Origin of the sequence: Pseudarthrobacter sp. SORGH_AS 212 (assembly GCF_030818145.1) — a bacterium.
GTDB lineage: Bacteria > Actinomycetota > Actinomycetes > Actinomycetales > Micrococcaceae > Arthrobacter.
This window is the reverse complement of record NZ_JAUTAA010000001.1, coordinates 3,022,675-3,039,846: the sequence shown is the minus strand read 5'-3', so window position 1 is coordinate 3,039,846 and position 17,172 is coordinate 3,022,675. Positions and strand designations below refer to the sequence as shown.

The following is a 17,172-nucleotide window of genomic DNA, read 5'->3' as shown; positions in this document are numbered from 1 at the left end:
GCGGGACGCTTTCCGCGTCCCGCCCTTCCGCTGTCTATTTGGCCGAACGCCGGCTCCGGCGGCGCACCAGGACTGTCAGGATGATCCCGACGGCGAGCGCCGCGGCCGCTGCCATGGCTGCGGGAACCAGCCCCGAGGGTCCGGTGTTCGCCAGGTCGGCGGGTGACGTACCGGCATCGAAAGGTACGACGACGGTGCCGGCGTCCGCGGGCGGTTGCGGTGCCGCGGGGGCGGGCGCAGCCGGGACGGGCGCAGCCGGGTCTGCGGGGACGGCCGGAACGGGTGCCGGGTCCGCGGGCACGACGGGATTGGGTTGCTCCGGTGCGGGCGGTTCCGGGGCAGGGTTGCCGGGGGCAGGCTGCTCCGGCGCAGGCGGCTCCGCAGCTGCCCGGGCAAACTCAAACTCAACTCCCCCCGAGGTGCTGAAACCGTTAGCCGTCTCCGCCGTAAAGCGGAGGGGCCCGTTGCCCTCGGGAGCGGTGAAGCTCCACGTTCCTGCGGCGTCCACCGGGACCTCCACCGGGTCCTTGCCCTCCACCGTGATCTTGACCGTGGAGCCTGGGGCGACGGCGGAGGCGGGGGCTGCCGGGACGTTTCCGCTGATGGCCTGCCCGGGTTCGTAGGTTCCGCCGGGCGCGGGCGAGCTGACGGCCGGCTTGTTGAGGAACAGTTCCAGCTGGTAGCCGGGAAGGACCGCCAGGCTTTCGGAGAGGGTGGCGCCCACCGCGAAGTTGGCGGGTGCCGGCTCGCCGGGCGCGGGAGGCGCGTCACCCGCGGCGTGCGTTCCCACGGCGTAGTTGCCGCTCACGTACGGGCCTCCGGAGTCGCCGCCGCTGGACTGGACGCCATAGGAGAGGAATCCGCGGAAGGCACGGAGGTCTGTGGGGTCTGCGGCAAAGTCCGGGCCGGGCACCACGTAGATTCCCACGGCGTCCACGGTGCCGCAGGACCAGGCCGAAGTCCGGCCGGACCGGCAGATGGGCATGCCCAGGACCGGATCGGCGGTGCCGATGATCTTCACATCCGGGCCGGGCTCCGAGGGATCACCCCAGGTACTGGCGGCGGGCAGCGGATCGAGTCCCTCCGGAATGTTGTGGATCACCGAGATGTCAGTGCCCACGTTTCCGGGGTTCTCGGGGTCCGCGGGGTTCTCAATGATGCGGGAGTTGCCGGGGCCGCCGAACTGGCTAAATCCGAACTCGCCCAGCTGGTCCTTCCGGACGAACTGGAACTCGAGGGTTGCCGTTCCCGCCTGCCCGTCCGAGGCGCAGTGCCCTGCGCTGAGGACGGCAGGCAGTCCCGCGGGATCGAAGGCGGAGAACCCGGTGGAGCAAATCCAGCCGGTATCAGCGATGTAGCCGACGCCGCCGGGAACGTCGGCCTCGGATCTGAGGGGGGCGGCGCCGTCGAGCTCCACGTTGGCGTACCGGGCCACGAAATCGGCCGGCGATACCCTGCCGGAGCCGCCGGCCGCCGTCGTTCCTGTTGCCGCTCCTGCCGTGGCTCCGCCAGCGGTTCTTGCGGCAGCGGTTGTTGCGTCAGTGGTTGTTGCGTCAGCCGCCGCCGTGCCGGACGGTCGGGCCGACTCGGGTGCGTTCAGCGCCCCGGTGCGGATAACGAACTTCCCGTCCGCGGCCATGACTGCCTGCAGGCCTTCGGGGCCGACGTCGCGCACGTATGCCTGGAAGAGCTGCTCGGTGCTGACCGCCAGCTGTGAACCCTCGCCGGCTTCCCCGCTGGATTGCGCGCCGCCGCCGGCACGCCGGGCCTGCGGGGCCTCTACGGCGAGGTCCGGAAGGGTCCCGGCCAGCGCTGCCACTTTGGCGAGGAACTCCGGACCGGATCCGGTGACCACCACGTGCCCGTCGTCCAGCCGGATGCCGGCGTAACCGGGGACGTCACGCAACTGGGCGGCCGCGGCTGCCGCCTGGGCACCAAGCCCGCCCGCCGCGGTGAACTGCTCCCGGGTGAGTCCGAGGTCCCGCTGGACGGCGTCGTCGAGGGCGGCCTCCGACAGCCCGGAGCCCTGTGTTCCGGCGACTGGTGTTCCGGCGGCGGGGGCCTCCGGGGACGCCGTGGCTGCGGCCTGGCCGTCGGCGGCCCATGCCGGCGCAGCCACGTAGGCCGACGAGACCAGAATGCCTGCAACGGCACCCAGGGAGAGATACCTGCGCGCTGACGCCGGGCTCATCGGGCCACACCCGCCCCACACAGGGACAGCACTGCGTCGAGTTCGGCCCCGCTGAGTCCGTTCTTCAGGAGGTAGCTACGGCTGTCCAGGGTCCGCACGAAGTCCACCACGGCTTCCCCGCGCCGCTCCAGCAGCGGCGCCAGTTCGTCGTCGGCCAGGTAGCGTTCCCGGTCATGCGGCGGCCCATGGGTCCGGTACCGCTCGTTGATGCCACGCGCTGCGCGCCGGTAGCCCTCGGCGATCTGGTGGTCCGAGTCCCCCGCGAGGTCCTGCACCATGGACGCCACCAGGCCGCTGCGGTCACGTCCCGCGGCGCAGTGCAACACCACCGCTCCCCGGCCTGCGGCGTCGGCGAGGGCGCGAAAGACTGCCACGATCCTGTCCGGGAACAGGCGGGCGTTGTCTGCGTAGTAAGCAGGATCGTTCAGGTAGGGGCCGGTCAGTGCGGCGAACTGCTGGTGGTTGGCTTCCTCCGTGGGAGCCGACACCACGGCCAGGCCGTGCAGCGCGGCCGCAGGCACCACGGGATCGGTGTCCCGGCGCCGGGCTTCCGCCGCGTTACGGAGATCCACTACCGTGCGGACGCCGTCGTCGTACGCCTGCCGCCAGCCGGTTTCCGTGAGCCATTCCCGCCGGCCCATGCGGTACACACCGCCGGCAACATGCCAGGCATTGACAGCACCATCCCAGTCCATGGACCCGCCCGCTTTCTCCATCCGCACAGCTAACCACAAGCCTGTGAACCCCGCATGTCACAGACGGGTACCGGGACGGCGAAAGCCGCGTACCCTTCACCCGTGCAAACGGGGTTCTCCGGAGGTACCGTCGGACCTGTCTGCCCTCAGCCCGAGGTCCTGTTCAAGGGAGAATTGCGATGGGTACTACAGCATTACGACGGCGGCTCCCGGCTTTTGCAGCCGGCCTCGCCACCTTGGCCCTGGCTCTTGGTTCCACGGCACTGCCCGCGGGCGCGGCACCGCCCGTCAAGGATGTCGACCTCGTAGCGGTCGGTGACTCCTACACCGCCGGGGTAGGGGCGGGTGACTACGTCACACCCCTACCTTGCCTGCAGACCAAGGAAGGATATGTAAACCTGCTCATAGAAGAGCTGCCGATCGTGGACGGCAACAGCACCAACGCTGCCTGCGCCGGGGCCGTCATTGTCGACCGGCCGTCCGACACCGCGCCCAGCGTGCTGGAGCAAATTACGGCTCTGACGGCGTCCGGCACACTTTCCGTCCGGACCGAACTGGTCACCCTGACCGCGGGCCCGAATGACATCAACTTCACCGCACCGCTAACCGCCTGTGCACGATTTACGCTCGACGTCTGCGCCCAGGCAGTCCAGGCAGTCCGGGACAAGTTTCCCGCCCTGCAGGCCGACCTGGTGGAAGCCCTGATTGCCATTCGCAGAACGGCGCCCCATGCCACGGTAGGGGTCTTTGGGTATCCGCTTCTTTTTGATCCCGCAGGCGGACCCGCCCTGCTGACCCCGGAGGCGCAAGAGCTGGTCAACGCGGGCACCCGGGCCCTCAACAACGTCATAGCGCAAGCGACGGATGCCCCCAGAGTGAAGGCCAAGGCCGTGTACGTCGACGTCACGGAGGCATTCGCGGGGCACGCCGTGAACTCCGAGCGGTCGTGGATTCACCTTGGGTCGCTGGAGGACCCCCAGAATTTCCACCCCACCCCGTTAGGGCATCAGGCCTACGCAGATGCCCTTCAAGACGCTGTGAACCTTAACAAGCTGGCACGGCCGTAACCGCCACCCCTCCCCAGCCTGGGGTTTACCCGCGCCGGTCCAGGCGGTACTCCAGGCCGGCGCGGACCATGGGCCATTCGTGTTCCAGGATGGAGAACACCACGGTGTCCCGCAGCAGGCCGTCGCTGGTCCGGGAGTGGCTGCGGAGGACGCCGTCCTGCTTGGCGCCGAGCCGGGCGATCGCCTCGCGGGACTGGTGGTTCAGCCAGTGTGTGCGGAACTCCACGGCCGGGCAGCCCAGCGCCTCGAAGGCGTGCTGCAGCAGCAGGAGCTTGGAGTCCGGGTTTGTTCCGCTGCCCTGTACTGACGCCGCATTCCAGGTGGAGCCGATCTCCACGCGGGGAGTGCCGGCGTCGACATTCATATAGGTGGTCATCCCGATGACCCGGCCCGGCCCGCCGGTCTCCGTGTCGATCAGCCGTGTGGTGAACGGCAGCATGGACCCCTGCTCCTGCAACGCCAGGCGGCGGCGGATCTCGGCCGCCATCCCGGCGGGAGACGGCACGGAGGTGTACCAGAGTTTCCACAGCTCGCCGTCCTCGGCCGCCTCCACCAGCCCGTCGTGATGGGTTGGGTCGAGGGGCTCGAGGATTACGTGCCGGCCGGTCAGGGTAAGGGGCTCAAGGAAAGTCACTGCACCAGCCTAGGACCAAACACCGGGGCCGGTTACGCTGGGGAAAGCCCCAGACCGCGAGCAAGGGAGTTAACGTGTCAGGAACCAATCCGGACCCGGAGGACGACAAGATCACAGGCCTGGAACCCGGCGGCGGAGTTCCCCCGGGTGAAACCCCGCCCGGGGAAGGCTCGGTGGCGGGCACCCAGGAGCCCCGGCAACCTGGTTCCGGAAGGGGCCAGCAGATCTTTTGGCTTGGAGCCATCGGCGCAGGCGTCCTGCTGTTCCTGCTGTATTTCATCGGCTACATCGTCGGATTCTTCGACTAGTCACCGCACCTCTCCAGGACTGCCTTAGCTGGGCCAGTCGAAGAAGCCTTTGCCGGTTTTGCGGCCGAGTTCGCCGCGGGCCACCTTGTCGCGCAGGATCTGCGGCGGGGCGAACCGCTCACCAAGGGTGGACTGCAGGTACTCGGCGATCCCCAGCCGCACGTCCAGGCCCACGATATCGGTGGTGCGCAGCGGCCCCGTCGGGTGCTTGTAACCCAGGACCATGGCGTTATCGATGTCCTCCGCCGACGCCACACCCTCTTCAACCATCCGCATCGCCTCCAGGGCGATCGCCACACCCAGCCGGGACGACGCAAAGCCCGGCGCGTCATTGACGACGACGGCGGTCTTCCCCAGCGCCGCCACCCACTTTTTGGCGGCGTCGGCGAGTCCGGGTGCGGTGTGTTCGCCGAGCACCACCTCAATAAGGGTGGACGCCGGGACCGGGTTGAAGAAATGCAGCCCCAGGAAATTCCCGGGCCGCTGCAACTCCCTCGCCAGCCCGTTCACCGACAGCGAGGACGTGTTCGACGCCAGGTACGCCTCCGGCGCCAGCCGCTCCTCGATCCCGCGCAGCGAAGAAACCTTCAAATCCCAGTCCTCCGGCACCGCCTCAACCACCAGTTGCCGGTCCTTGAACGCGTCAAAGTCCACGCCCACCGTCAACCGGGAAGCCATCTCATCCAGGTTCGCGTCCACCACACCCCGCTCGATGCTCTTCGCCGCGGCGGACTCCACCCGCTCCCGGGCAGCCTCGGCCGACTGCTCATCACGCTCCACCACCAGCACCTCGGCGCCCTTGACCAGGAACGCATGCGCAATGCCCGCACCCATCCGGCCACCACCCAGGACACCCACGAAATGGGGCAGGTCAGTGGAAAGATCAGCGGGCCGGCCAGAAGGAATTGCAGTGTTGCTCATCGGTTTTCTACTTTCCGTCAGCGGTGTCGGAGGACGCAGCCTTCTTGGCCGCGTTGCGGTCCAGGAACTTCTGCATGCGGTCGAACTTGGCCTGCGATTCGAAGAGGATGCCCTGGGCCAGCTGGTCGATCAGCGGGTGCGCTTCCGCCGGGGCATGGAACACGGACTTGGTGATCCGGACGGCGAGGGGGTCCTGCCGGGCGATGCGGTCCGCGAGGCTGTGGGCGGCGCCCAGGAGCTCCGCGGGGCTGTGGATCTCGGTGATGAGGTTGACGGCCAACGCCTCGTCGGCGCCCAGCACTTTGCCCGAAAGGAGGATCTGCTTGGCCACCGGCTCCCCCACCAGCTCCTTGAGCCGCCAGCTGGCGCCGGCCGCGGCCAGGATCCCCAGCCCCGTCTCCGGGTTCCCGATTTTAACGTCCGGAGTTCCGATGCGGAAGTCAGCCGCGTAGGCCAACTCCGCGCCGCCACCCAGGCAGTACCCGTCCACAGCCGCGATGACCGGCATCGGCAGCTTGGCGATGCGCACGAAAATGGTGGAGTTGATCCCCTGCAGGGCATCGTCCCGCCGCCGCTCACGGAGCTGGGCGATGTCGGCGCCGGAGGCGAACACCCCGTCCACGCCGGCGATGATCAGGACCTTGGGATTCTGTTCCAAGGCAGCGCAGACGGTGTGCAGCTCATCCACCATCTGCTGGTCGATGGCGTTGCGCACCTCGGGACGGTTCAGCAGGACAACCACGCGGTCGCCCTGCTCCTCCACCAGGAGCGCGGAGAACTTCTCGGCCGCCAGATCCACTGCGCCCGGCATCAGATCTTCTCCAGCAGCATGGCCGTGCCCTGTCCGACGCCCACGCACATGGTGGCAAGGCCCAACTTGGCATCCTCGCGTTCCATACGGCCGAGCAAGGTGATGGCGATCCGTGAGCCGCTGGAACCGAGCGGATGGCCCAAAGCGATGGCGCCGCCGTCGTTGTTCACAATGCCCGGGTCCAGGCCCAGCCGGCGGATGCAGGCAAGGGACTGCGTGGCAAAGGCTTCGTTAAGTTCGACGGCGGACAGGTCACCGACGCTCAGGCCGGACCGCTTCAGGATCTTCTGCGTGGCCGGGACCGGGCCGATGCCCATGATCTCGGGCTCGCACCCGGCCGAGGCGCCGTCGATAATCCGGGCACGCGGTGTCAGGCCGAGCCGCTCGATGGCCGCTTCGGACGCGATGATGATCGCGGAGGCGCCGTCATTCAGCGACGAGGAGTTCCCGGCGGTGACTACCGATCCGCCATGCGCCACGGGCTTGAGCTTCGCCAGCACCTCGGCGGTGGTGCCGGCGCGGGGACCCTCATCGGTATCCACCACGGTTTCTGCCTTACGGGTTTTGACGGTGACCGGGACGATCTCGTCCTTGAACCGGCCGGCTTCGATCGCGGCAAGTGCACGTTCGTGCGAGCGGACGGCAAAGGCGTCGGCGTCCTCGCGGGAGATGCCGTCCACCCGCGCCACTTCCTCGGCGGTTTCAGGCATGGCATAGGTCATCTTGCCGTCCCGGGACAATGCGCCGTGCTGGAACTGTGGGTTGGTGAAGCGCCACCCGATGGAGGTGTCGAAGATCTGCCCGGGCTTGGCAAAAGCGGCACTCGGCTTCTCCTGCACCCACGGCGCCCGGCTCATCGACTCGACGCCGCCTGCGATCACGATGTCCGCGGCGCCGGCTTTGATCATGTGGCTGGCCTGGATGATGGCGCTCAACCCGGACGCGCAAAGCCTGTTGACGGTAATTCCGGGGATGTGCACCGGCAGCCCGGCCAGAAGGACGGCCATCCGGGCGACGTTGCGGTTCTCTTCACCGGCGCCGTTCGCGTTGCCGAGGATCACTTCGTCGATGCTGTCCGGGTCCAGGCCGGCGCGTTGCACGGCTTCACGGACCACCAGCGCGGCCAGGTCATCGGGCCGGACCGCCGAGAGCGCACCTCCGTACCTGCCCACCGGAGTCCGGACTCCGCCTACCAGGAAAGCCTGCGGACCTGCGCTTGCAGCCATGGAAACACCCTTCACGCGATTAACAGCACTGTCACCGGCGGCCGGCAGGGCGACCTGCGCCACTTACCGACCGTTCGTTCTGTAAATAGTACACGGCAGGCCCGGCGGCGCGTAGCCCCACTTAGATGACGGTGATACCCAGGTGTGCGGCCAGCAGCGGCGCCAGCAGTCCCAGCTGGTATTCGTCCATGACGACGCCGGCCATGTTGCCGATGCCGCTGACGCTGCGGAAGTCAGCGCCGCGGAGATCGAAGTCTTTGAGTTTGGCGCCGGTTAGGTCCAGCGCTCCGATGGTGCAGCCCTTCAGCGCCACCCTCATTGCCGCTGCCGAGCCGAGGTCCAGTTCGTTGATGATGCAGTCGGTGATCAGCACGTCCGTCAGCTTCGCCCCGCGCAGGTTCAGGTAGTCCAGCTTGCCGCCCTCGATCCGGACGGACTGCCATCCGCTTTCGTAGAGTTCGGCCGAACCGAGCCGGGGGTTGCTGATCTCGACGTCCCGCCAGGTGCTGCGGGCGGCCCGGAAAACGGGGGCATACAGCTCACTGATGACCGTGTCGCGGAATCCGGCGCCCCGGAGTTGGGCTTCGTTGAAGGAGACCCCCTGAAGTTCGCACTCAGAGAAGTCGGCGCCGGAGAGCTCCAGCCCGTCTGCGTCCAGGCGGCTGTAGCGGGCACCCTCGTGGCGTCCGCCGCGGCGGAAGTCCAGGCTGCGGTCCTCAAGGTCCTCAAGCCGGACCGGCGAAAGCCGCGGGGCAGTAACGGCGGCCTTGGGCCGCCGGGTTCCGGACCCGGTCACGGGGTGGATTCCGCTTTGGCCGCGATGTCCGCCAGATCCTTGGCGAGTGCTTTGCGGCTTGCCGCCATGCCCAGCCTGCCGAACACTGCGGCGAGGACCCGGCTGGCCGCAGTGGGCTTGGAGATCTTGGCCCCAAAGGTCAGCGTCAGGTCCGTTCCGCCGTCGCGGTTGGCCAGGCTGAACCTGGTGCTGTAATCCGCCCCGCCCTGGGCGGCCTTAATGGTGGTGCTGCGCGGCGGTTCAGCGCTGTCCACCCACATCTCCACGGTTTCGGACCTGCCGAACATCTTCCGGGTTTCCTTCCAGCGGGTGCCCTCACCATAGGCACCGTCCGTCAGGAGCTGCACCGCCTCCACCCCGGACAGCGTTCCGGGTGCGTTCCGAATATCCGTGATCACGGCCCACACCGTTTCCGGCGAAGCATGAATGTGCTGGGTCAGGCTGAGGCTTTGGTCCATGATCCCGAGCCTATCGCCGCGGGCGGACAAAGGCAGGGCGGCCGACCCGCCCGCGGCACTCCCGCGGCCTGCCGGGCTTGAACTAGTAAGCATGCTTCGTGTTAGTGTGAAAGGGCATTGTTTGATCGACGGAAACGAAAGGAGGCCACACCATGGGCCTCGGAGACAAGATCAGTAACGCAGCAGAAGATATGGGCGGTAAGGCCAAGGAAGCTGCGGGCAACGCAACCGACAATGACCGCCTGAAGGCAGAAGGCCAGACCGACCAGGTCAAGGCTGATGCCAAGAAGGTCGGCGAAAATGTCAAGGACGAGTTCAAGCGCAACTAGTCCTTTGCCGGGGCGGCCGCAGCGAACGGCATGCTGAACCGGTAGACAATGGCGGCGGATCCCCCGGATCCGCCGCCATTTTGCTGCCCGGGCGCCTACGGAACAATCGATAGGGACCTGGTGGGTCACCAGCCACTGCGGGTTGGCGTATGCCCCTGCCTCGAGTCGTCCGGCATGGTCATTTCAGCCCGCAGCCCCAGTAGCCGGATGGGCCGGTCCGGTTCAACCCTGCCCCTGAGGTCGAGGGCGCAGGCCAGTACCTCCGCGGGGTCGTCCGTTTCGGGAATCTTGCGGGCATAGGTTTTGGTGGTGAACGGGACGTACCGGACCTTGAGCGTCAGCCCCACCACCGGGCGCCCGTCAGCGGCAACATCCTCCAGCACCGCCGCCACCAGTTCCCGGACAGCTTCATCCACCTGCACCGGCTCGGTGAGGTCGCGCTGGAACGTGGTTTCCCGGCTGTGGCCGCGCGCCACCCATGGGGTGTCATCCACCACCGAGGAACCGTCCCCCCGCCCAAGCTGTGCGTACCAGGGCCCCATTTTGGGACCGAACTCCGAAACAAGGGAGTCCGGGTCCACTGCCGCCAGCTGGGAAACCGAGGTGATCCCCAGCGTTGCCAGCCGGCGCGAGACCTTGGTGCCCACTCCCCACAGGTCAATGGTGGGCCGGTTTCCCATGACGTCCAGCCAGTTCTCCGCCGTGAGCCGGAAAACACCGGCCGGTTTGCCGAACGTCGTGGCCACCTTGGCGCGGACCAGGGTGTCACCGATGCCCACACTGCAGTGCAGCCCGGTGGCCTCAAACACCGCATCCTGCAGTTGACGGGCGTAGGCCTCCGGATCACTGGACTGCACGCCGACGAATGCCTCGTCCCAGCCGAGCACCTGGACGACGGCGCCGGGCCGGGAGCGCAGTACGCCCCATCACCTCCCCCGAGGCCTGCAGGTAGGCCTCCTGGTCCACGGGCAGAATGACAGCGTCAGGAACTTTCCGCGCGGCAATGCGCAGCGGCATCCCGGATCCGACGCCGTAGGCCCGGGCTTCGTAGGAGGCGGTGGAGACGACGGCCCGTTCGGTGGGATCGCCACGGCCGCCCACGATCACGGGCTTGCCGGCCAGCTCAGGGCGGCGGAGCACTTCCACGGCCGCGATGAACTGGTCCAGATCCACATGCAGCACCCAGGGTTCGCCCACATGCCCCAGTCTGCCCCGCGCCGCCGCACGGCACCAGTATCCCCCGCGTGCGGCTAGCCTTGGGCCATGACGAACGTGGACCTGAGCACCGAGAGCATGGCCGCCGGCGGATCACCCTCACTGGGCGGCTACCTGGCTGTACCCGAGGGCGAGGGCCCCTTCCCCGCCGTCGTCGTGATCCATGAAGCCTTCGGCCTGGATAACCAGACCCGCCGGCACGCGGACCGGTTGGCCCGGGCCGGCTACCTTGCCCTGGCCCTGGACCTGTACAGCGACGGCGGGGCACGGCGGTGCCTCGTGGGAACCATGCGCGCCATGGCAGCCCGCACGGGCCGGCCCTTCACGGACATCGCCACGGCCCGCACCTGGCTTGCGGAATCGGAGCTCAGCAACGGCAGGACCGGGGTGATCGGGTTCTGCATGGGCGGCGGGTTCGCCCTGCTGGCCGCCAAGGACGGGTTCCAGGCCGCATCGGTCAACTACGGACGGCTCCCCAAGGAGCAGGAGGACCTTGTGGCTGCCCTGCGCGGCGCCTGCCCCATCGTGGCCAACTACGGCGGTGCGGACATGTCCCTGAAAGGAGCGGCCGCGCGGCTCGATTCGGCCCTCGACGGGCTGGGCATCGAGCACAGCGTGCAGGAATTTCCCGGCGCCGGCCACAGCTTCCTCAATGACGTAGAGATGGGCCCGGCACTCCTCCGGCCCCTGATGCGCGTCATGGGTGTCGGCCCCGATCCGGAGTCCGCCCCGGAGGCGTGGCGGCGGATTGAGGACTACTTCGCGCGGTACTTAAGGGACTGACCCGAGGACTTGCGCAGGACGGCGGCCCGCCCTCTGAGCCTTTCGGGACTCAGGGGCGGGCCGCCATCGTGCGTATCCGGCAGTCCGCAGCCTTAGCTGAAGAGCTCGCTCTTGGGCGCGTTATTCTTGACCTTCTGCCAGCCCAGCCAGAGGACCACGGCGAAGAACGGGATGGTGGCCAGGGTCCACAGCCCCAGGTAGAACACCTCGCCGTCCTTGCTGGTCATGGTGTCGAAGCCGATGAGGACGGCGATGACGAGCAAGGCGATGAGGCCGGCCCAACTGGTCCACGGCGAGCCGGGCATGGGCAGGGTGGAAACGTTGCCCTTCTTCTTCCGCAGCGCAATCTGGCTGGCGAAGATGGAGCCCCAGGTGAAGATCACGCCGATGGAGGCGGTATTCAGGGCGAGGTCGAACGCGTGCGAGCCGCCCAGCCAGATGTTCAGCAGGATGCCCACGAGGTAGACGGCGCCGATGGCGAGGATGGCCATGTACGGAACCCGGCGGGTGGACATGCGGGTCAGCCACTGCGGTGCGTGGCCGTTGTTGGCCATGGTGCGGAAGATTCGGCCGATCGAGTAGAGGCCCGAATTGCAGGAGGACAGGGCGGCGGTGATGACGATCATGTTCATCACGTCGCCCATCCAGCCCAGGCCCATCTGGCCGAAGACGGTGACGAACGGGGACGTCCCGGCCTTGTACTGGTCCGAGGGCAGCAGCATGGCCAGCAGGGAGACGGAACCGACGTAGAAGACCACGATGCGGACCACGACGGCGCGGATCGCCTTGGGGACTTCGCGTTCCGGGTTCTGCATTTCGCCGGCGGTGATGCCCACCAGTTCGATGGCGTTGTAGGCGAAGATGACGGCGTTCAGCACGAGGATCATGACCAGCGCGCCCTTGGGGAACATGCCGCCTTCGTCATGGAAGAGGTTGGCCACGGAGGCGTGCCCGTCGCCCACCTTGGCGTTGGTGACCACCATGAAGGTGCCCACGGCCAGGAAGATGACAATGGCGGCCACCTTGAGGCAGGAGGCCCAGAATTCGAATTCCCCGAAGGCCTTGACGCTGAAGAGGTTCACGGCCACCAGCAGCACCAGCGCGGCGATGGCGGACAGTTCAACGGGGACGTTGGGGAAGAAGAACTGGAAGTAGAGGCCGATCGCGATGAGTTCGGCGATGCCGGTCATGGCCCAGTTGATGAAGTACATCCAGCCGGACAGGAAGGCGCCCTTGCGGCCGAACATTTCACCGGCGTAGCTGACGAACGAGCCGGAGGTCTGGCGGTACATGATGAGTTCGCCCAGGGCCCGCATCAGCAGGTAGGCGATGACGCCGGCAATGGCGTAGGAGAAGATGAGGGCCGGGCCGGTGGAGGCGAGGCGGCCGCCGGCTCCCATGAAGAGGCCGACGCCGATGGCGCCGCCCATGGCGATCATGGTGACGTGGCGCCTTCCCAGCGTTTTGCTGTAGCCCTCGGCGCTGAGGGACGGGTCGACGGCGGTGGATGCTGCCGTGCTGTTCTTGATTTCGGGCGGGGTACTTTGAGGCACAACGGTTCCTTGTGGGTTGGGGGTTGGCCGCATCCGGAAGCGAATGATCCAGCTCACATAATTCGGCCTTCAGCCGTGGGGACGGCCGTTTGTGAGCGTAAGTCTTCGTCTTGCCGAAGCTTCGCGCGGCCTATCCATCGTACAAGATCCATCCGGGTGCCACGTGACGCGCACTACACCAGCCGCACTACGGCTTCCCGTAAAGACACTTTTCGGTATGCCTAAATTTGCGGTAGTCTCGTGTCATTACCGCAATGGCGAGGAGATGATCATGGCAGCACCCACCCTGCAAGTACGGCCGGCCGCAGGCAAGCTGTGGTCACGGCTCCTGCTGCTGGGCCCGGCGTTCGTCGCCGCCATCGCCTACGTGGATCCCGGAAACGTCGCCGCAAACCTGACCGCCGGCGCGAACTACGGCTACCTGCTGGTCTGGGTGCTGGTGATGGCCAACGCCATGGCCGTCCTGGTGCAGTACCAGTCCGCGAAACTGGGCCTTGCCACCGGCCTGAGCCTGCCGGAAATCCTTGGCAAGCGGCTGGGAACCCGCTCCCGGCGCCTCTACTGGGTGCAGGCCGAGGTGGTTGCCGGCGCCACCGACATGGCCGAAGTCATTGGCGGCGCCGTGGCCCTGAACCTGCTGTTCGGGCTGCCGCTCCTGCTGGGCGGGGTCATCATCGGCATCGCGTCCATGCTGCTTCTGGCGCTGCAGACCGCCCGCGGCCAACGGTCCTTCGAATACGCCGTCCTGGTCCTCCTCGGAGTGATCGCCGTCGGCTTCATGTCCGGCCTGTTCGTCAACCCGCCCGACGCCGGCAGCGCCCTGGGCGGACTGGTTCCGCGTTTCGAGGGAACGGACACCGTCCTGCTCGCCGCGAGCATGCTCGGCGCCACGGTGATGCCGCACGCAATCTACCTGCACTCCGCGCTGGCCCGTGACCGGTTCGGCTTCTCCCCGGACCCGGCCGTGCGGACCCGCCTGATCCGGGCCACCCGGTTCGATGTGCTGGGCGCGCTGCTGCTGGCCGGCGTGGTCAACATCTCGATGCTGCTGCTGGCCGCATCCAGCCTGCGCGGCATCGAAGGAACGGACACCATCGCCGGAGCCCACGCCGCCGTCTCCGCCGCCTTGGGACCAGCCATCGGCGTCGTGTTCGCCGTCGGGCTCCTGGCATCCGGCCTGGCCTCCACCTCGGTGGGCTGCTATGCCGGCGCAACCATCATGGGCGGCCTGCTGAAGGTCCGGATTCCGCTGCTGGTCCGGCGGGTCATCACCCTCATCCCCGCCCTGGTGATCCTCGGGGCAGGAATCGAGCCGACGCTCGCCCTGGTCCTGAGCCAGGTGCTGCTGAGTTTCGGCATTCCGTTTGCGCTGATCCCGTTGATCCGCCTGACCGGCAAACGCGAGATCATGGGCATCCATGTTGACTCCCGCGCGCTAAAGATCGCCGGTTGGACCAGCGCCACGCTGATCGTCGGATTGAACTGCGTGCTGATCGCCCTGACCATCGCCGGGCAGTCCTGATCACCACGCCAATCCTGAAAGCCGGGGCAACAATCATGACCGGGCAATCCCGGGGCCTGATTCCGGCAGCCCACCCGGGGGCATCCGGAAGCTAGGCTGAAACCATGGCCACCACGCACCGCCGCCCGCCCGCACCACAGCCGGAACTGTACCGGTTCGCTCCCCTGGACTTCGCCGCCCTGGCCACATATGTGGCCATTGCCGGCATCTTCACCGTGGCCGGCGAACTCCTGGCACCGGCGCTTCAGCAACTGGCCCCCTCCCCGGCGGCGGCGTCCTACCTGGTCAACCTGGTCTTCTACGGAACCGTGGCGGTCCTGGCGTTCCTGGCCGCCCGGCGGGTGGTGGTGCGCGACCTAAGGGTCCTGGCCACCCGCCCGTGGTTCACCCTGCTGATGGTCCCGGCGGCCGTAATCGTGATGATGATCCTCACGGCCGTGGTGGTGGCTGCCGGCGGGGAGGCCCAGACCTCCGCCAACCAGGCCGGCCTGCAGTCGCTGATGCAGCAGGTCCCTGCCTGGCTGATTGTGCCCGTCCTGGTGGTGGTGGGCCCGTTCGTGGAGGAGTACATCTTCCGGCACCTCCTGATCGGCAAACTCAGCAGGCGGCTAAACATCTGGCTGTGCTGCGCCCTGTCCGTGGCGGTGTTCGCCGGCATCCATATCGCCGGCCAGGAAGCCATCACCCTGACGGCGCTGCTGCCCTACCTGGCCATGGGCGCCACCCTGGTATTCGTCTACGTCTGGACCGGCCGGAACGTGATGTTCTCCTATTTCGTCCATGCCGCCAAGAACCTGCTGGCGGTGGTTTTCATCTACGCCATCCCGCCGGAGCTGTTTGAACAGCTCCAGCAGGCCCACGCCTGATTACTGGCGCGCCCCGGTGCTCCCCCTCAGGACCAGGCGGTGGCTGCCGGCGGTCCGTCCCGTGATGAACACCTTGACCCCCTCCGAGGCGTTGGTCCCCGCCAGGTAGCGGTAGTTTTCCCCCGGGTTGTAGGCGGGTGGAGTGTCGGAATCAGCCGGCAGGCCCGGCCCGAACTCGATGGCGTCAGTGCCCACCCGGTAACTGCCGGTCCCCTGCACCAGCTGGAAGGCTCCCGGCGTGTCTGAAGCCGGGACCACGCCGTCGAGCACGCCCCCGGGCCGGAACGTCAGTTCCAGCGCAAAGGCGGTGTCAGCACCGTCGAAATCCAGCTCCAGGACGGTCTGCCCCGGCTCGGCCCGGACGGCAATCTCCGTGCCCAGCCGGTGGACCACCGTGGGCCTGCCGGGAAAGTCCATGCTGGCGCTGAACCGGCCCTCGTGGCCCAGCGCGTAGACGCCGTCCTCCCGCCTGCGGGCGGCGGGCAGTGGCAGGTAGAAGTTCGCTGAAAGCTCCTCGGACAGCCGCACCGTGGCGCCGTCACGCACCGTGTGCTGGCTGCGGAACGGGCCCAGGTCGAAGAAACTGCGGGACAGCCGCACTCCGGAGAGGACCGCTGCTCCGTGTGCGAACCGCAGGAACGTGGGGTTGCTGGCCAACCCGGACACCACGCCCGGGACCAGGCCGTCACAGCCGCCGTACACAGTGGTCACTGCTCGCCCGGCCCGGAACCGGTAGGCGCCGCAGGTTTCCAGTGCGGTGCCCGCCGGAGCGAGGGGAACGGGCAGTGTGCTGTCCGGTGCCGCGGCTGCTGCCGTCTCTTCCGGGAGGGCGGCGTGCAGCCAGGGGTCCAGCCGCAGCAGCGCCAGCAGTTTGGCGGGTTCGTGCAGCGGGAGCGTCCCCAGCCACGCGGCCGCGGCGGCAAAGTCCGGGTTGGCGTCCTGGTTGGCCAGCCGCCGGTAGAGCGGAAGGAAGGGGGCGGCGTTGAAGTCCATCCACTGGTCCTGCCGGCGGGAGAACACGGACTCCAGGGTTCCGTCCGGGTTAAACCAGGGCAGGAACGCCGTGAGGTTCCGGCGGACGTGGTCCAGCAGTTCAGGACGGCCTGCATGGTCAGCGATGGCCAGCAGCGACGGGTTGGTCACGGCCGAGGCGTACAGCGCGCTGCGTTCGGAATACATGCCGTCCGGCAGCTGGTCGATGCCTTCGGCCAGCCATTCGGTGATCCTGTCCGCGATGTCCTGCCGCGGCTGCAGCGCGTTGATCCTTGCCAGGGCGGCGCACAGTTCCCAGCGGTGGTTGGGGGTGTGGACTCCCCCTGCCACCAGCGCGTCGGTGGCGCGGGAGATGATGCCGGCCAGCCGGGCCCCCGCGTCCGCGAGCGCCTTCCCGGGCGTTTCCAGGGCACTGATGACGCCCAGGGCGATGCACGCATCGTTGAGGGTGAAGGCGGAATCCGGCGGGGAACAGAGGTTGGTGCCGTCGAACAGGCCGGTGGGGCCCTGCAGGTGTTCGAGCCGGTCCAGGCACCGGCGCATCGCGTCACCGGTGCCATCTGCGGCGGAGTCTCCCCCGGCGACACCACCGGCGCCGTCGCCGGCGCCATCCGCGCCGGAGCCGTAAAAGGCGGAGCCGGGCTCCGTGGTGACCGCTGCCAAAGCCAGCAGCCTGCCCATGGCAGCGCGGTGCGGAAGTGCCGCGGCGTCGTCGTCGTACGTGGCCAGGAACTCTGCCACGCTCCTGTCCGCCGCCTCCACCACCCGGGCGCGGAAAGCCGTGTCAGTCGTTGTCGTTTCCAT

Annotated in this window: 16 protein-coding genes and 1 pseudogene; 6 read left to right on the top strand and 11 right to left on the bottom strand. The window is 67.8% G+C overall.

The window, feature by feature from the left end:
- Nucleotides 1-34 precede the first annotated feature (34 nt).
- The gene (locus QE394_RS13870) at nt 35-2,191 is read right to left on the bottom strand and encodes a S1 family peptidase (protein WP_349034807.1); all 2,157 of its coding nucleotides are present in this window, start codon (nt 2,189-2,191) and stop codon (nt 35-37) included.
- Nucleotides 2,188-2,907, bottom strand: coding sequence for a tyrosine-protein phosphatase (locus tag QE394_RS13865; protein ID WP_349034806.1), 720 nt, complete (start codon nt 2,905-2,907; stop codon nt 2,188-2,190). Before QE394_RS13865 ends, QE394_RS13870 begins: the two co-directional genes overlap by 4 nt.
- 158 nt (nt 2,908-3,065) lie before the next feature.
- Between QE394_RS13865 and QE394_RS13860 the strand changes: the two genes are divergently transcribed.
- Entirely contained in the window at nt 3,066-3,953 is an 888-nt protein-coding gene (locus QE394_RS13860; protein ID WP_349034805.1) for an SGNH/GDSL hydrolase family protein, read from the top strand.
- A 25-nt stretch (nt 3,954-3,978) separates the two neighbouring features.
- Here QE394_RS13860 and QE394_RS13855 read toward each other — a convergent pair whose 3' ends face one another.
- Entirely contained in the window at nt 3,979-4,587 is a 609-nt protein-coding gene (locus QE394_RS13855; protein ID WP_349034804.1) for a GNAT family protein, read from the bottom strand.
- Between the two features lie 74 nt (nt 4,588-4,661).
- On the opposite strand from QE394_RS13855, the gene QE394_RS13850 reads away from it, so the two are divergent.
- Entirely contained in the window at nt 4,662-4,895 is a 234-nt protein-coding gene (locus tag QE394_RS13850) for a DUF6480 family protein (RefSeq protein ID WP_056076498.1), read from the top strand.
- A 24-nt stretch (nt 4,896-4,919) separates the two neighbouring features.
- Here QE394_RS13850 and QE394_RS13845 read toward each other — a convergent pair whose 3' ends face one another.
- The 5 genes from QE394_RS13845 to QE394_RS13825 form a co-directional block, all read right to left on the bottom strand.
- Nucleotides 4,920-5,816, bottom strand: coding sequence for a 3-hydroxyacyl-CoA dehydrogenase family protein (locus QE394_RS13845; RefSeq protein ID WP_349034803.1), 897 nt, complete (start codon nt 5,814-5,816; stop codon nt 4,920-4,922).
- Between the two features lie 7 nt (nt 5,817-5,823).
- Nucleotides 5,824-6,627, bottom strand: coding sequence for an enoyl-CoA hydratase/isomerase family protein (locus QE394_RS13840; protein WP_349034802.1), 804 nt, complete (start codon nt 6,625-6,627; stop codon nt 5,824-5,826).
- On the bottom strand, nt 6,627-7,853 hold the full coding sequence (locus tag QE394_RS13835; RefSeq protein ID WP_349034801.1) for a thiolase family protein: 1,227 nt from the start codon (nt 7,851-7,853) through the stop codon (nt 6,627-6,629). Before QE394_RS13835 ends, QE394_RS13840 begins: the two co-directional genes overlap by 1 nt.
- 121 nt (nt 7,854-7,974) lie before the next feature.
- Complete coding sequence (locus tag QE394_RS13830; RefSeq protein ID WP_268156242.1) at nt 7,975-8,649, bottom strand: pentapeptide repeat-containing protein; 675 nt, start codon at nt 8,647-8,649, stop codon at nt 7,975-7,977.
- Nucleotides 8,646-9,107: an SRPBCC family protein gene (locus tag QE394_RS13825; RefSeq protein ID WP_261620204.1), complete on the bottom strand. Its 462-nt coding sequence runs from the start codon at nt 9,105-9,107 to the stop codon at nt 8,646-8,648. Before QE394_RS13825 ends, QE394_RS13830 begins: the two co-directional genes overlap by 4 nt.
- Before the next feature lie 152 nt (nt 9,108-9,259).
- Between QE394_RS13825 and QE394_RS13820 the strand changes: the two genes are divergently transcribed.
- Entirely contained in the window at nt 9,260-9,436 is a 177-nt protein-coding gene (locus QE394_RS13820) for a CsbD family protein (protein ID WP_045729318.1), read from the top strand.
- Nucleotides 9,437-9,561: 125 nt separating this feature from the next.
- Here QE394_RS13820 and QE394_RS13815 read toward each other — a convergent pair.
- Nucleotides 9,562-10,618: pseudogene (locus QE394_RS13815) on the bottom strand (DNA polymerase IV).
- An 81-nt stretch (nt 10,619-10,699) separates the two neighbouring features.
- Between QE394_RS13815 and QE394_RS13810 the strand changes: the two are divergent.
- On the top strand, nt 10,700-11,434 hold the full coding sequence (locus QE394_RS13810; RefSeq protein WP_349034800.1) for a dienelactone hydrolase family protein: 735 nt from the start codon (nt 10,700-10,702) through the stop codon (nt 11,432-11,434).
- 92 nt (nt 11,435-11,526) lie between these two features.
- On the opposite strand, the gene QE394_RS13805 is transcribed toward QE394_RS13810, so the two are convergent.
- Nucleotides 11,527-12,987, bottom strand: a complete 1,461-nt coding sequence (locus QE394_RS13805) for an amino acid permease (RefSeq protein WP_268156237.1) — start codon at nt 12,985-12,987, stop codon at nt 11,527-11,529.
- A 271-nt stretch (nt 12,988-13,258) separates the two neighbouring features.
- On the opposite strand from QE394_RS13805, the gene QE394_RS13800 reads away from it, so the two are divergent.
- Nucleotides 13,259-14,509, top strand: coding sequence for an Nramp family divalent metal transporter (locus QE394_RS13800; protein WP_268156235.1), 1,251 nt, complete (start codon nt 13,259-13,261; stop codon nt 14,507-14,509).
- Nucleotides 14,510-14,613: 104 nt separating this feature from the next.
- On the top strand, nt 14,614-15,375 hold the full coding sequence (locus QE394_RS13795) for a lysostaphin resistance A-like protein (RefSeq protein WP_349034799.1): 762 nt from the start codon (nt 14,614-14,616) through the stop codon (nt 15,373-15,375).
- On the opposite strand, the gene QE394_RS13790 is transcribed toward QE394_RS13795, so the two are convergent.
- Nucleotides 15,376-17,172, bottom strand: a complete 1,797-nt coding sequence (locus tag QE394_RS13790) for a hypothetical protein (RefSeq protein WP_349034798.1) — start codon at nt 17,170-17,172, stop codon at nt 15,376-15,378.

Coding starts and splice junctions, on each gene's coding strand:
- QE394_RS13870 (WP_349034807.1), bottom strand. CDS start 2,191: ATGAGCCCGGCGTCAGCGCGCAGGTATCTCTCCCTGGGTGCCGTTGCA.
- QE394_RS13865 (WP_349034806.1), bottom strand. CDS start 2,907: ATGGAGAAAGCGGGCGGGTCCATGGACTGGGATGGTGCTGTCAATGCC.
- QE394_RS13860 (WP_349034805.1), top strand. CDS start 3,066: ATGGGTACTACAGCATTACGACGGCGGCTCCCGGCTTTTGCAGCCGGC.
- QE394_RS13845 (WP_349034803.1), bottom strand. CDS start 5,816: ATGAGCAACACTGCAATTCCTTCTGGCCGGCCCGCTGATCTTTCCACT.
- QE394_RS13840 (WP_349034802.1), bottom strand. CDS start 6,627: ATGCCGGGCGCAGTGGATCTGGCGGCCGAGAAGTTCTCCGCGCTCCTG.
- QE394_RS13835 (WP_349034801.1), bottom strand. CDS start 7,853: ATGGCTGCAAGCGCAGGTCCGCAGGCTTTCCTGGTAGGCGGAGTCCGG.
- QE394_RS13825 (WP_261620204.1), bottom strand. CDS start 9,107: ATGGACCAAAGCCTCAGCCTGACCCAGCACATTCATGCTTCGCCGGAA.
- QE394_RS13820 (WP_045729318.1), top strand. CDS start 9,260: ATGGGCCTCGGAGACAAGATCAGTAACGCAGCAGAAGATATGGGCGGT.
- QE394_RS13810 (WP_349034800.1), top strand. CDS start 10,700: ATGACGAACGTGGACCTGAGCACCGAGAGCATGGCCGCCGGCGGATCA.
- QE394_RS13800 (WP_268156235.1), top strand. CDS start 13,259: ATGGCAGCACCCACCCTGCAAGTACGGCCGGCCGCAGGCAAGCTGTGG.
- QE394_RS13795 (WP_349034799.1), top strand. CDS start 14,614: ATGGCCACCACGCACCGCCGCCCGCCCGCACCACAGCCGGAACTGTAC.
- QE394_RS13790 (WP_349034798.1), bottom strand. CDS start 17,172: ATGGAAACGACAACGACTGACACGGCTTTCCGCGCCCGGGTGGTGGAG.